Source organism: Streptomyces sp. NBC_00984 (assembly GCF_045162475.1).
GTDB lineage: Bacteria > Actinomycetota > Actinomycetes > Streptomycetales > Streptomycetaceae > Streptomyces.
This window is the reverse complement of the sequence record NZ_CP108734.1, coordinates 5,784,797-5,798,476: the sequence shown is the minus strand read 5'-3', so window position 1 is coordinate 5,798,476 and position 13,680 is coordinate 5,784,797. Positions and strand designations below refer to the sequence as shown.

Below are 13,680 nucleotides of genomic sequence, written 5' to 3'. Positions count from 1 at the left end.
TCAGAACTGAACATCGGAGCAGGCGTAGAACGCGTTCGCCGTGTCAGCGATGTTCCAGACGCTCAGGATGATGTGCTTCCCGCTCTTCTGGGTGGGGATGGTGCCCTGCTGGGTCAGGGTCGCCGGGGGCTGCTTGCCGCCGTACGGCACCGTCATGAAGGGCTGCGGCTCCAGGTCCGCCCTGGTGAGCGGCTTGGTGGGGTCCCAGCCGTCCTTGGTGATGTAGTAGCGGAAGTCCGTCGTGGCGTGGCGCGCGGTGAACTGCCAGCGGAAGTTGAAGCCCTGGCCCCCGGTGACCTGGGTGGCGGGCCAGTTGCCGCCGCGCGGGTCGTCGAGCTGGGCGAACTCCCCGTGGCCGCCGGAGCAGATCTTGCCGTCGGCCGGACCTGCCGCCGGGAAGCCCTTCGGGCCCTCGACGCTCTGCGGCTCCCACTGGATGTTGCCGCAGCCCGTCACCGTGCCGTTGGCACAGAGCTTCTGACGGCTGATGGGGTTGTCGGTGTAGCCGTGGCTGCTGGCACTGCTCGTCGCGAACATCGAGACGCCCGCGATTGCCAGGCCGACCACGGCCGCGCTTGCCCTTTTACGCATTACTGTCGCTCCTCAAGAACGTGGGGGAGGTTCCATGAGTTGTGCTGCGCGCGTGTCCTGCGGTCTAGACCAAGACTTAGATTATTGACGGGATATGAACATGTCCAGACCAATGGGAGTCCGATTCCGCTTAGCCGCTCAGCGGTCCCGTAGGGCCCTCAGGCACCCTCCCCGCCGCTGCGTCCGGTGTAGAAGGCCACCGTCAAGTCCTTGACCAGGGACTTCCGTTCGTAGTCGTCCAGCTCCACGATGCCCCGGGCGGTCAGCCGGTTGACCGTGTCGTCGACCGCGTCGACCACCGAAGTCAAGACGCTGTCGCGGTGCTTGGCGTCGATGGCCGCGATCCGGCGGCGCTGCATCGCCGCGGCGACCTCCGGCGCGTACTCGATTCCGGTCGGCTGCGCCGAGTACACCTCGATGCCGACGGGCTCGCAGTCCGCCTTCAGCATCCGGGTCAGGGCGTCGCCGACCGCCTCGGCGTTGCGCAGGGTGTGCGCGTCCTCGTGGAAGGCGTCGGCGGGCAGCTGCGAGAGGACCCGGGCCATCGCCGCCTCGACCTGCTCGCGCAGATACGCCTCGTGGTCGGCGACCCCGAGCGTCGCCCGCACCGTGTCCTTGATCCGCCACACCACGAGGACGACGACGCGCAGCGCCGTACCGTTGGCGTCCACGGCGGGGAGCGGTTCGCTGCGCCAGTGCCGCAGGCGTACGTCGACCCGGCGGCGCAGCAGCAGGGGGCTGATCCACATCAGCCCGGTCCGCCGCACGCTCCCCCGGTACTCGCCGAACAGCGTCAGCACCCAGGCGTACCCCACGCGTCCGCGGCTCAGGCCGCCGAGCGTGAAGAGCACCACCGACACCAGCGCGGCGAGCGCCGCCCAGGCGCCGATTCCGATCCCGTCGTACGGGCGCGAGCCGATCCCGAACCGGGCGAGCGCGGCGGCGGGCAGCGCGCCGACCCGCCAGAGCACGGCGCCACCGGCGGTGGCCCCGGCCAGCCCGGCGAGCAGCGCGAGCCAGCCGGGGAGCGCGGGCCCCGGCCGCTCGGCGAGCCGTGGATCGCCGACCGGCGCCGGGCGCGTCGAGGGCCGCACCTGCGGCCCCCTCGGCACGGGCGGCCGCCGCACCCCCGCCTGCGGCTGCTCGCCATCGGCTTCCCGCCGCACCACACCGGCGGGGAGCGCGGCCGCGTCGACACGGGCGGCGTCCTCGCGGAAGAGCAGGTGCACGGGGATGGTCGCGGTCCGCTCATTGGCGATGACCGCGTGGTGCCGCCCGGTCCCCCACAGCGATTCGCCGGACTGCTCGGCCCCGTCGCCGCCGGAGACGGGCAGGGAGTCGAAGACGGTGTCGGGGGCCGTGCGGATCCGGGTCGAGGACGGGACGGGTGCGATGCCCGGCACCGCGGCCGGGACCGACACCGAGGCGGAGGTCGCGCCGAGCGCCGCGTCAGTGTCCTCGCCCGGGACCAGATCCAGCACGAGGTCGACCACGGAGTCCGGACCGGCGGCCGGCTCGGACCCCGGTCCCGGAACGGGACCCGGCCCCCCGCCGGCACCCGCGGCCCTCGCCGGATCCGTCGCTCCGGCGGGCCCGTCCGGGCCGTCGTCCGCCCGCTCGGGCGGCGCCACCCGGTCCGGGCCGCACACCCGGACCGGCTCCGGCTCCCGCGCCCCCTTCCCTGACCTTCCGTCCTCCGGGGTTCCGGAGCTGCCCGACACCGTGGATCGCATACCCGCCTCCGTCATGTCCGTCGTCACCCGAAGAGTCGCCGCCAGGTCTCCGGACCGGGGTAGCCGTCGGCCGCTCCGCCCCGCCAGCCCTGCGCCCGTTGGAAGGCCTCGACATTGCGCCGGTCCGCCTCGGTCCACCGGGGTCCGGGGCCCGACGTGTAGTACTTGCCGAATCCCTTCTTCACCAACTGCCTGCCGAGCCTGTCGACATGGCTGTTGGACTGTCCGGGCCGGAAATAGCCCCGCCCGGGGAACTTCGAATCCGAATTCGAGTCGCCGTGGCCGGCTCCTGTTCCGCTGCCGGTTCCGGCGGCGGGGATGTCCCGGCCGGTTCCGTTGGCCAGGAGCCGCCAGGTGTCGGGGCCGGGGATGCCGTCCGCCTCCTTGCCCCGCCACCCCTGGGCCTGCTGGAACGCCCGGGTCGCGCGCCGGTCGGCGTCGCCCCAGCCCGGCCCGGGGCCGACTGTGTAGAAGCGCTTGCCGCCCCGTTCCGCGAGCATCCGGCCGAGCTGGGTGACGTACTTGTTGCTGGCACCGGGACCGAACTTCCCGGCCCCCGGGAACCCCGTCACCGACGAACCGCTGCCGGCGCTTCCGCCGCTGAGGCCCTTGTAGCGATACGCGACGTAGTTGCCGGAGTTGGTCCAGTACGCCATGGGCGTCGTCTTCTTGCGGGTGTGCGGCTTCGTCTGCTCGTACGCCGTGTAGTGGGTGTGCGTGTAGTCGGTCCAGCCGCCGAAGATCGTGACGTGCGAGCCCTTCGAGGGGTTGGCCGGGTTGTGGAAGAGCAGGATGTCGCCGGGCTGCAGCTCCTCCCGCGCGATCCGCGTCCCGAACGCGGCGAGGCTGCCGGTCCACTCGTTGCCGGGCAGGTCCCAGGCCATCGACACGAAGCCGGAGCAGTCCTGCCGGTAGCCGTCGTTCCAGTACTTGAGCATGCTGTACGGAACTTCCGCGGACACCCACTTCTTCGCGCGGTTGATGATGTCGGCCCGGCTGCTCTTGCGCAGCTTGGGCGTGGTCGTCGTGGACGAGGGCGGTCCCGAGGCGCCGCCGCCGCTCAGCGGTCCGGGCCCGCCCTGCGGGCTGTCCCCGTCCGGGTCCGTCCGGGCGGCTCCGGCCGCCTCCGCCGCCCGGTCGCCCGTCGTGCCCGTCGTGCCCGTCGCGCTCGCCGCCTCGGCGACGCCGGAGCTCAGCACCACTCCGGCCGCGGTGGCCAGCACCAGGGCGCGGCGTGCGCCGTGCGCGGCCGGATGACCTCCGTACCGCATGGGCAGCGCGCTGGCGGCGGCCCGCCGCTGCGCGGCGCACCCCGCACAGGTGCAGTCGATGGCGGGCACGTACTCCTCGAAAGCCGGCACAGTCATGCGATTCCCCTCCGCACTCGTCAAGATTTTGGACGCATCTGCACGGGCGCCAGTGTCTCAACTCTCCTGACATATCGCATTTTGACGGACAGAAGAGAAAAAACGACCATCCGACAGGCCGCGATGGACGGTAAATGGTCAGGAGCACCCCCCGCCTTCGGGTAGAGTTCTCCGGGTCAGCAGGCGCCGCTAGCTCAGTTGGTTAGAGCAGCTGACTCTTAATCAGCGGGTCCGGGGTTCGAGTCCCTGGCGGCGCACGCAGAGTCAAAGCCCCCTCACCACGCGTGAGGGGGCTTTGCTCGTTCATGAACCTCCCACGCAGAAGCCCCCGCACCGAAGCCTCGCGCCGGGCCCCCGCCCCGACGCCCTCCACGGCGCCACCTTGAACCACTACCCGCGCAGGCGGCGCACAGCCATCGCACAACTGGCACACAGTCACCACGCGGTTACCCAGCGGCACGAAGGGTGTCCCCATACGCCCCCTCCACAAGGTCGCCACACATCGTACGTACGACTGGCAACCCACTCTTTTCACCTCCGGTCGGGACCGGGGTCGGACAACCTGTCCAGTGGTCATCGGCTCCAACCAGGCCGATGAGCCGCGCAGTTGGGGAGCCGTTACCGGACGGCCGCGTCATATCTTCGGCTCGGACCCGCTCTGCGCGGACCGGGCGAACACCCGGCCGGGCGTCTTCGAGCAGCGCATCGAGATCTACACCCCGCCCTATCTGTACCGGAGTTCACAGCCTGTGCTGACGGCGAGGCCGAAGAGCATCCGGCGCGGCGGTACGGGCAGTTTCACGACGGCGCGGGGGACGGCGATCACCTCGGCGAAGCTGATCCGGCCCAGTGCGGTCACCCATGTCACGGACACCGACCAGCGATCGGTGGCACTGGGGCTGGAGCGGCCGGCGGGCTAGGGCCTGTCCGGCGGGCGGGATCACGGTCACGGTGCCGGGCAACCGGGCGCTGGTGCCGTCGGGTTGGTACACCAGCAGCGCTTCCCGGCCCGCTTTCCGGGCCGCCTCCGTGAAGCCCCTCACCTGGGCCTCGGGGGTGTCCGAGCCGATCCCTTGGCCGACCGGCTGCCGGGCGATCTTCCGGATCAGGGCGGCGCTCCTCGCGTCGCCGTCGCGGGTGTACGCGGCGACCTGCCTGGCCGCGTTGCCGTCCGGGTCGGCCCAGTACGGGTTGCCGGCCGCGTCCTTGCCACCGCCGGGGCGCGGGTCGGGACCGGAGCTCGGACCGGAAGTGCATCCCGCGAGGAGCAGCACCGCCCCCGCCGCGGCCACCACGACCGACCGCCCCGTGCCTGTCCGCCTTGTACCCGTCCGCGCCGCGCCCGTCGGCCCCGTAACCGTCCGAACCCTCAGCCGGCCGTCGTGAGTGCCGTACGTCCGCTCCCCTCGGTGCTGACGTCGGTGCGCTGCCGCATCCGTTCCGTCCTGACAGCTCAGGCGTGGTCACCTGCGGACTTCTCGCCGGTCAGGTAGGCGGAGACGACCACATTCGCGTCGTACGAATGCGATGGTCGGTCGTAGGTGCCGCCGCAGGTGATCAGGCGGAGCTCCGCCCGCCCGTCCTTGCGCGGGCCGTACGCCTTGTCGGCGTCGAAGCGCGCCCGGGTGAAGACCTGGACGTCGTCGATGGTGAATTCGGCGACGGTGCCGTCCGCTCGGGTGATCTCGACCTTGGCGCCGGGGCGGGCCGCGCTCAGCCCGTAGAAGACGGCCTGTCTGGTCTCGGTGTCGACATGGCCGACGAAGAGGGCCGGCCCCTTCGCGCCGGGCTTGGTGCCGTCGCCGTACCAGCCGACGGTCTGCGGCGTGTCGAACGAGGGCGGTTCGATCGCCCCGTCCTTGTCCAGGCCGCGGGCGACCACGGGTGCCTCGACACCGATCGACGGGATCTCGACCCGCTCCGGCACGGCACCCGCGATCGGGGCGTGCGGCGGGGGCAGCGGTACGCCGAGGGGGCGCCCCACCGCGGCGACATCGCCGGTGGTCGGGGCGGAGCTGGCGCCGGAGCCGTCGGTGATGCCGCGGCCCCAGAGCCACAGGCCCAGCAGCAGGACGGCCCAGACCACTCCGGCGAGCAGCCTGCCGTGATCCGCCGGGCGGTCCGGGGCGGACATGTCAGTCCGTGGCCGGCCGGCGGCGGCGCGCGCTGCGGAACGCGACGGCGACCGCCGCGACGGCTGCCAGGACCAGTCCGATCACCGCGTGCACGGTGCCGGGGCCTTCCTGCCGGGCGTCTCGGCCGGCGAACAGGGCGGTGCCGCCGCCGCCCGCGGCGACCGGGGCGAGCGGGGTGGCCCGGCCGCGGTCCACGACGGTGACCGTGCCGGTGGCCCCGGCGTCCTTGTCGTCCTTGCAGTCGACCCGGATGTCGTGGTCGCCCGGGGAGGCGTCCGAGCTGATCCGGGCCTCGGCGAAGAGGCCCCCGTCCGCGGCGGGCGAGAAGCGCGCCTCGGAGACGAAGACATCGGATCGGCCCGTGGCCTCGCGGGCCTTGCAGCCCTCCAGCCGCAGATCCACTTCGCCGCCCGGCACGGTGGAGGACGGGGTGGCCGTCAGTGAGGCGCGGTCCTTCTCCTGGGCGGAGCCGGATCCGGAGTCGGCCAGTGCGGCGGAAGCCGGCACCAGGGTCGCCGCGACGACCGCGACGGCACAGAATGTGAGGTGTATGGAACGCATCGTGAACCTCCTCAGTGCAGGTTCACGCCTCCGGAGGGTTTTCGCATCCGCAGGAGCGCGGGGTACGGCCCCGCGGGCACCCGCCCGGAGCCGTCCCCCGCTCTCCGGTGGCCGTGTTCCGCCGGGCTCAGCCCGCGTCGACGAGATCGACCAGATCGGCGATCGAGTCGACGACCGTGGACGGCCGGAAGGGGTACTTGTCGATGTCGGCCACCGTGGTGAGACCGGTGAGGACCAGGAAGGTCTGCATCCCCGCCTCCAGTCCGGCCAGCACATCGGTGTCCATCCGGTCGCCGATCATGGCGCTGGACTCGGAGTGGGCGCCGATCGCGTTGAGCCCGGTGCGCATCATCAGCGGGTTGGGCTTGCCCGCGAAGTACGGGGCCTTGCCGGTGGCCTTGGTGATGAGGGCGGCGACGGACCCGGTGGCGGGCAGCGGGCCCTCGGCGGACGGGCCGGTCTCGTCGGGGTTGGTGCAGATGAAGCGGGCGCCGCCGTTGATCAGCCGGATCGCCTTGGTGAGCGCCTCGAAGCTGTACGTGCGGGTCTCACCGAGGACCACGTAGTCGGGTTCGTGGTCGGTGAGGACGTAGCCGATGTCGTGCAGGGCGGTGGTGAGGCCGGCCTCGCCGATGACGTACGCCGTGCCGCCGGGCCGCTGGTCGTCCAGGAACTGGGCGGTGGCCAGGGCGGAGGTCCAGATGTTCTCCACGGGCACGTCCAGGCCCATGCGGTTCAGCCGGGCGTGCAGGTCGCGGGCGGTGTAGATGGAGTTGTTGGTGAGGACCAGGAAGGGCAGCCCCGATTCCCGCAACCGCTTGATGAAGGCGTCCGCCCCGGGGATCGGCGTTCCCTCGTGGATCAGGACTCCGTCCATGTCGGTGAGCCAGGATGAGATCGGCTTGCGCTCTGCCATGTGTGGGACTCCTGCCGTACGCCGTGTGCGGGGACGCCGGCGGCACCGCGTTGTGCAGCGCCGACGCCCCCGATTTTAGGCCGTCCGTTCGACGGGCAGGAACGGCCGGATCACGCGGGCGTGAGTGTCACTCCGTCGATCGCCCAGAACCAGTTGTTGCCGCCGGTGTACCGGAAGCGGAGGGGGCTGACCGAGGTGAGTCCGGCGGCCATCGGCGCGTCGAGATGGGGTGCGTCCGCGTCCTTGCTCCGGTTCAGCAGGGCGCCGTCCAGGCCGATGACCAGGACCTTCGGGGTACGGGCCGCGGCTCGGGCGGTGGTGGTGGCGAGCGGTCCTGCGGCGGCGGCGAGGGCGGCGGCGCTCATGAGGAGAGCGCGGCGGGACATGCCTGTGGTCACGGGGCCCTCCGGTCGAAGCGGTGGGGGGGACGCGTTCAACTCCCCACCAGTCGAAGGGGAGTTGAACGCGGGACTAGACCCGTTATCATTTCGCGATGATCCGCCGGAGGTCCATACCCCTGCCGTGAATCCTCCGGCAACGGTCAGCTGCCGGTGGCCGACTTCCAGGCTTCGACGTAGGTGTCCAGGTTGGTGCCGATGTCCGACCAGTCGGGCTCGAAGACCTCCACACCGTCCATCAGCTTGGCGAGCTCGATGGCGTTGGCGTCGGTGGCCTCGACGTCCTTGCGGGCGGAGAAGCCGCCGCCGACCGCGCTGACGTCCTTCTGGGCCTGCTCGGAGAGCATGAAGTCGAGCAGCTTCTTGCCGTTGTCGCTGTGCGGGGCCTTGTTCACCAGGCCGGCCGCGTACGGCAGGGCGAAGGTGGTGGACTTGCCGCCCTGCTTCGCGGGGAACCAGATGCCGAGGTTCGGCATGTCCTTGGACTGCGCGAAGTTCATCTGGACGTCGCCGTTGGCGGCGAGCAGCTCGCCCTTGTCGACCTTGGGGGCCAGCTTGCCGGTGGAGGCGGACGGGCCGACGTTGTTGGCCTGGAGCTTCTTCAGGTACGCCATCGCCGGCTCCTTGCCGCCGAAGTCGTGCATGGCCTTGATGAGCACGGCCGTGCCGTCACCGGCGACTCCGGGGGTGGAGTACTGGATCTTGTTCTTGAACTTCCCGTCCAGCAGCTCCTCCCAGGTGGTGGGCGCCGACTTCAGTTCCTTCTTGTTGTAGATGAAGCCGAAGTAGTTGTTGACGACCGAGGTCCACTTGGAGTCGGACGCCTTGTCGGCGCCGTCGACCTGGTCGGAGCCGGCCGGCGCGTACGCGGCGAGGAGGCCCTTGCTGTCGGCCTGCTGGATGAACGGCGGCAGGGTGACCATCACGTCCGCCTGGGTGTTGGACTTCTCGCGGACGGCGCGCTGCACCATCTCGCCGGAGCCGCCCTCCACGTACTTGACCTTGATGCCGGTCTTCTTCTCGAAGTCCTTGAACACCTTGTCGTACCAGCCGTCGCCGTTCTCGCCCTTGAGGCCGTCGGCGCTGTAGACGGTGACGACCTTCTCGTCGGAGGCGGCCGAGGAGCCGCCGCAGGCGGAGAGGGTGGCGGCGAGGGCGAGGCAGCCGGTGACGGCGGCTATGGGCTTGAGGTGGTTCTTGCGCATGGCAGTCGTATCTCCTGGATGTCGGCCGGAAGCCGGCCGGAGTCGGTACGGGGGTGTCGGCGGATCAGCGGTACGAGGCCCTGGTGCGGATCCGGGAGACGCCGAGCAGTACGAGCAGCGTCGTTCCCATCAGGACCACGGCGACGGCCGCTCCGGTGAAGAGCGAGCCACGGTCGGTGGCCGCGAAGATCTGCACCGGGAGCGGAGTCCAGTCCGGCGGGTAGAGCATCATCGTGGCGCTCAACTCGCCCATGGACAGCGCGAAGCAGAGCCCTGCGGCCGCCGTGAGGGACGGCAGCAGGAGCGGCAGCTTGATGCGCCACAGGACGTAACCGGGGCGGGCGCCCAGACTGGCCGCCGCCTGCTCGTACATCGGGTCGAGACGCACTATTGCCGCCGAAACCGACGAATAGGCGAACGCCGTGACAAGAATGGTGTGCGCCAGGATCACGATCCAGCGGGTCCCGTTCAGCAGCATCGGCGGTTTGCTGAACGCGACGAGCACGGCGAGGCCGACGACGACGGACGGCACGGCGACCGGCAGCATGAACAGCGCGTCGAGGAACCTCCTGCCGCGCCTGCGCATCGAGGCGGCGGCGAGCGCGGCCCAGGAGCCGATGGTCAGGGCGAGCAGGCTGGCGCTGACGGCCGTGATCAGGCTGGTGGTCAGCGCCTGGAGGGAGTCGCCGCCGGTCGCCGCCACGTAGTGCTTGGTGGTCGGTCCGGAGGGGAAGGCGCCGGACCAGTTGGTGGTGAACGACGCGGCGAGGATGACCAGCAGCGGCACCGCGAACAGCGGGACGAAGAGCACGAAGAACACGGCCCAGGTGGCCCATTTCCCGGTACGGCTATGCACCAACACGGCGGCTCACCATCCGATACAGGCTGTAGAGACCGACGGAGATCGCGATGTTGACGACGGCGACGACACAGGCCGCCGGGTAGTCGGACTCCAGGATCGCCTTGCTGTAGACGAGCATCGGCAGGGTCGTGACGCCCTTCGCGCCGGTGAAGAGCACGATGCCGAACTCGTTGAGACACATCACCAGGACGAGGCTGCCGCCCGCGGCGAGCGCGGGAAGCGCCTCGGGGAGGATCACCTGCCGCACGATCCGGGCCGGCTTCGCGCCCAGCGAGGACGCCACCTCCAGCTGCGCGCTGTCGAGCTGCGAGAACGCGGCGAGCAGCGGGCGCATCACGAACGGGGTGAAGTAGGTGATCTCGGCGAGCAGCACGCCCCACGGGGTGGTGAGGAAGTCGAACGGGCCGTTGGCCGCCCCGGTCAGGTCCGTCCAGACGCCGTTGGCCATGCCGACGTTGCCGTAGATGAACAGCAGGGCGAGCGTGATCAGGAACGACGGGAAGGAGAGGAAGACGTCGATGAACTTGGCGACCGCCCGGCCGCCCGGGAACGGCACGAACGCGATGATCATGGCCAGGACGAAGCCCAGCACCAGACATCCGACCGTGGAGCCGACCGCCAGCCAGATGGTGGTGGTCAGGGCCGAGCGGAACGACTCGGAGGCGAACACGTCGCCGTACGGGGCGATCGAGGTGCCGCCCTCGTCCGGGCTGACGGACTGCTGGACGACGAGGGCCAGCGGGTAGAGGAAGACGAGCGCGAGGACGGCGACGGGCGGCAGCGCCCAGACGAAGCGGGGCACGCGGCGGGCCTCGCGGGCCGGGGCCTGCGGACCGGTCGCCGGGGGCGTCGCCCCGGACGGGCCGGTTGCACTGTCGCCGCTGCGCCGGCGGGGCGTCTTCGTCGCCGTGATGCCGGGCGTGGCGGGGTGTGCGGCGCTAGCCATCGGCCCCTCCCCCGGCTCCCGGCGCCGCGCCCGCGGGCAGCAGCACCGCGTCCTCGGCCGCGAAGTGCAGCGTGACCCGGTCGCCGAGCGTCGGCGTCTCGCGCAGCTCCCGCAGGTCCGCCTTGACCCGGTGGCCGGCGACGTCGACGTACAGCCGGTGCGTGGAGCCCCGCCACTGCACCTCGGCGATCGTGCCGCTCAGCGCGTTGGGCCCGTCGCCGAGCCCGACCAGGTGGGGCCGGACGCACAGGGTGGCGGTGACCCCGCGGGACACCTCGCCGGTCGGTACGTCGAGCGCGCGTCCGGCGAAGTCGACGGTGTCGGCACCGTCGGCGACGGTGACCGGCAGCAGGTTCGCGTTGCCGACGAACGAGGCGGTGAACTCGGTACGCGGGCGGCGGTACAGGTCCTGCGGGGTGCCGCAGTCCTGGAGCCTTGCCCGGTCCATGACCGCGATCCGGTCGGCGAGGGTGAGTGCCTCGACCTGGTCGTGGGTGACGTACAGGATGGAGACGTCCGGCAACTCGCGGTGCAGCCGCGCCAGTTCGGCGAGCATTCCGGAGCGCAGCTGGGCGTCGAGGGCGGAGAGCGGTTCGTCGAGCAGCAGGACGCCGGGCCGGATGGCGAGCGCGCGGGCGATGGCGACGCGCTGCTGCTGGCCGCCGGAGAGTTCGCGCGGGTAGCGCTTGGCGTAGGCGGCCATGCCGACCATTTCGAGGGCCTCGGCGACCCGCTCCGGGATCCCGTCCTTCGCGACCTTGCGGGCCTTGAGCCCGAAGGCGACGTTGTCCTGGACCCGCATGTGCGGGAAGAGGGCGTACTGCTGGACGACCATGCCGATGCCGCGCTTGTGCGGCGGCAGCCCGGTGACGTCGCGGTCGCCGAGGTACACCCGGCCCGAGGCGGGCCGGACGAATCCGGCGACGGCGCGCAGGGCGGTGGTCTTGCCGGACCCGGAGGGGCCGAGCAGGGCCATGACCTCGCCGGGTTCGACGGTCAGATCGAGCCGGTCGAGGACGGTTTTGCCGCCGTATTCGACGCTGACCTGGTCGAACCTGATTCCGCTGCGGACGGACCGCTCTCCGCCCGTCATGCCTCGGCCCGCGCGATCAGGTCCGGGAGCTCGGCGACCGAGCCGAGCACGTGCGTGGCGCCGTTGCGGGTCAGCTGGTCCTTGCCGTGGGCTCCGGTGAGCACCCCTGCGACGATCCCGGCCCCGGAGCGCACGCCGCTGAGCATGTCGTACGAGGTGTCGCCCGCGACCACGATCTGCTGGACGCCGTCGACGGCGCCGGTGCGCAGGAACGCGGCGAGGACCATGTCCGGGTAGGGGCGGCCGCGCCCGCCCGCGTCGGCCGGGCAGAGGGTCAGGGCGACCAGGTCCTGCCAGCCGAGCGCGGCCAGGATGGCGTCCTGGGTGGTGCGGGCGAAGCCGGTGGACAGGACCACGCTCCGGCCCTCGCCCTTGAGCCGCTCGATGGCTTCGCGGGCGCCGGGGATCGGCGCGATGCGACCGCCGTCGACCAGTTCCCCGTACGCCTCCTCGAAGGCGGTGTTGGCCTGCTGGGCCCGGTCCTCGTCGCCGAAGAGGTGCCGGAAGACGGAGATCTTGGACTCGCCCATGGTGGCGCGCACGTAGTCGAGCTTTTCGGCGTGGTCGGCGGAGCCGGGCTCGACGCCGAGGCGTCCGGCGGCGGCGGAGAAGGCCTGCTCGACGAGGCCGCCGTCGGCGACGGTGGTGCCGGCCATGTCGAGGACGATCAGGTTGTGGGGGTTCTGCGTGGTCAACTTCTTCACCAGCCCAGTTCGTCGGCGGTCGTTTCGGCAATGGCGGGCGAGCAGGTCATGCCCCGGCCGCCCGGTCCGGTGACCAGCCAGACGCCGTCCCGTACCTGCTGGCGGTGGACGACCCGGCTGGTGTCGGTGCACTGGGCGTAGACCCCGGCCCACCGGTGGCGGATCCTCGGCAGCGGGCGGCCGAGGAAGGACTCGACGACCTCGGTGAGGTGCTCGTACGGCTCCTCGACGGTGTCGAAGGAGAAGGGGTGTTCGTACTCGTGGGTGTCGCCGATGGTCAGTCCGCCGTCACGGCGCTGCACCATCAGCAGCTGCATCTTGTGCGCCGCGGCGGTGGGCGCCTGGGCCTGCTCGGCGTTGAGGGCGTCCAGCGCCTCGCTCCGGTACGCCGGGTAGTAACGGAAGCTGTCCGCGTCGGCGACGGAGGTGGTGAGCGGCTCGCCGAGCGGGTCGGTCTGCATCATCTGGAGGCGGACGCGGCGCACCGGCAGATCGGGGCCGGCCAGTTCGCGGACGAGGCCGCCGAGCCAGGCGCCGGTGGCCAGGATCACGGCGTCGCCGGTGTGCACGTCGCCGTGGTCGTCGCGGACGGAGGCGGCGCCCACCACTTCGCGGACCTCGCGCCCACCGAGGAAGGTGTACCGGCCGGACTTCAACAGCTCCCGCTTCAGGGCGAGTTGCGCGGTGCGCGGCTCGACCGCGGCGTCCCGCTCGCACCACAGGGCGGCGGCGAAGTCCCCGCGCAGCGCGGGGTTGATCGCGCGGGCCTCGTCGGCCGTGAGCAGCTTGTAGCCGCGGGCCGCCGCGTCGGGGCGGGCGACGGCCGCTTCGACGACGGCGATCTCCCGCCCGGTACGGAGCGGGGTGAGCGAGCCGCAGGCCCGGAAGCCGAGGCCGGGGACCTGCGCCCCGATGCCCTCCCACAGCTCACGGGCGCGCAGCGCGGTCTCCAGCTCCTCACCACCGGCCCGGCCGCTGACCCATATCTGTCCGAAATTGCGGAGCGATGCCCCGCGCGCCTCGCTCTCGCGCTCGATCTGTACGACCTCGTGGCCGCGGTTCACTGCGTGCCAGGCGTGCATGGTTCCCACCACGCCGGCTCCTACGACGATGACTCTCACGACGGCTACGCTCCTCGGAGCGGGTGGCCCGTACGGATCCCTACGGCA

The 13,680-nt window shown here is 71.5% G+C and carries 13 protein-coding genes, 1 tRNA gene and 1 pseudogene; 2 read left to right on the top strand and 13 right to left on the bottom strand.

Going from position 1 to position 13,680, the window contains the following annotated elements; genetic code table 11:
* The 3 genes from OG520_RS25955 to OG520_RS25945 all read right to left on the bottom strand — a co-directional run bounded on the left by OG520_RS25955 (position 1) and on the right by OG520_RS25945 (position 3,691).
* Positions 1–591 (bottom strand): lytic polysaccharide monooxygenase, encoded by a 591-nt coding sequence (locus OG520_RS25955; RefSeq protein WP_406014786.1) that lies wholly within the window; start codon positions 589–591, stop codon positions 1–3.
* Between the two features lie 158 nt (positions 592–749).
* The gene (locus OG520_RS25950) at positions 750–2,324 is read right to left on the bottom strand and encodes an SPFH domain-containing protein (protein WP_406014785.1); all 1,575 of its coding nucleotides are present in this window, start codon (positions 2,322–2,324) and stop codon (positions 750–752) included.
* 23 nt (positions 2,325–2,347) lie between these two features.
* Positions 2,348–3,691, bottom strand: a complete 1,344-nt coding sequence (locus OG520_RS25945; RefSeq protein WP_406014784.1) for a peptidoglycan-binding protein — start codon at positions 3,689–3,691, stop codon at positions 2,348–2,350.
* A 183-nt stretch (positions 3,692–3,874) separates the two neighbouring features.
* Here OG520_RS25945 and OG520_RS25940 point away from each other — a divergent pair.
* Both OG520_RS25940 and OG520_RS25935 read left to right on the top strand, forming a co-directional pair.
* Positions 3,875–3,948 (top strand) — tRNA-Lys (locus OG520_RS25940).
* A gap of 361 nt (positions 3,949–4,309) precedes the next feature.
* A pseudogene (locus OG520_RS25935) lies at positions 4,310–4,681 on the top strand (galactose oxidase early set domain-containing protein); the annotation flags it as partial.
* A 463-nt stretch (positions 4,682–5,144) separates the two neighbouring features.
* Here OG520_RS25935 and OG520_RS25930 read toward each other — a convergent pair.
* The 10 genes from OG520_RS25930 to OG520_RS25885 form a co-directional block, all read right to left on the bottom strand.
* Positions 5,145–5,825 (bottom strand): class F sortase, encoded by a 681-nt coding sequence (locus tag OG520_RS25930; protein ID WP_399329595.1) that lies wholly within the window; start codon positions 5,823–5,825, stop codon positions 5,145–5,147.
* 1 nt (position 5,826) lies between these two features.
* Positions 5,827–6,387: a hypothetical protein gene (locus OG520_RS25925; protein ID WP_406014783.1), complete on the bottom strand. Its 561-nt coding sequence runs from the start codon at positions 6,385–6,387 to the stop codon at positions 5,827–5,829.
* A 127-nt stretch (positions 6,388–6,514) separates the two neighbouring features.
* Positions 6,515–7,303: an HAD-IIA family hydrolase gene (locus tag OG520_RS25920; RefSeq protein ID WP_266418810.1), complete on the bottom strand. Its 789-nt coding sequence runs from the start codon at positions 7,301–7,303 to the stop codon at positions 6,515–6,517.
* Positions 7,304–7,413: 110 nt separating this feature from the next.
* Entirely contained in the window at positions 7,414–7,701 is a 288-nt protein-coding gene (locus OG520_RS25915; RefSeq protein ID WP_406014782.1) for a hypothetical protein, read from the bottom strand.
* 143 nt (positions 7,702–7,844) lie between these two features.
* Positions 7,845–8,906 (bottom strand): 2-aminoethylphosphonate ABC transporter substrate-binding protein, encoded by a 1,062-nt coding sequence (locus OG520_RS25910; protein WP_406014781.1) that lies wholly within the window; start codon positions 8,904–8,906, stop codon positions 7,845–7,847.
* A 64-nt stretch (positions 8,907–8,970) separates the two neighbouring features.
* Positions 8,971–9,768 (bottom strand): ABC transporter permease, encoded by a 798-nt coding sequence (locus OG520_RS25905; RefSeq protein ID WP_399329599.1) that lies wholly within the window; start codon positions 9,766–9,768, stop codon positions 8,971–8,973.
* Entirely contained in the window at positions 9,755–10,714 is a 960-nt protein-coding gene (locus OG520_RS25900) for a 2-aminoethylphosphonate ABC transporter permease subunit (protein WP_406014780.1), read from the bottom strand. The genes OG520_RS25905 and OG520_RS25900 overlap by 14 nt, the downstream gene beginning before the upstream one ends.
* Positions 10,707–11,807, bottom strand: a complete 1,101-nt coding sequence (locus OG520_RS25895; protein WP_406014779.1) for an ABC transporter ATP-binding protein — start codon at positions 11,805–11,807, stop codon at positions 10,707–10,709. The genes OG520_RS25900 and OG520_RS25895 overlap by 8 nt, the downstream gene beginning before the upstream one ends.
* The gene (locus OG520_RS25890; protein ID WP_406014778.1) at positions 11,804–12,511 is read right to left on the bottom strand and encodes a phosphonatase-like hydrolase; all 708 of its coding nucleotides are present in this window, start codon (positions 12,509–12,511) and stop codon (positions 11,804–11,806) included. Before OG520_RS25890 ends, OG520_RS25895 begins: the two co-directional genes overlap by 4 nt.
* Complete coding sequence (locus OG520_RS25885) at positions 12,508–13,632, bottom strand: TIGR03364 family FAD-dependent oxidoreductase (protein ID WP_406014777.1); 1,125 nt, start codon at positions 13,630–13,632, stop codon at positions 12,508–12,510. The genes OG520_RS25890 and OG520_RS25885 overlap by 4 nt, the downstream gene beginning before the upstream one ends.
* Between the last annotated feature and the right edge of the window lie 48 nt (positions 13,633–13,680).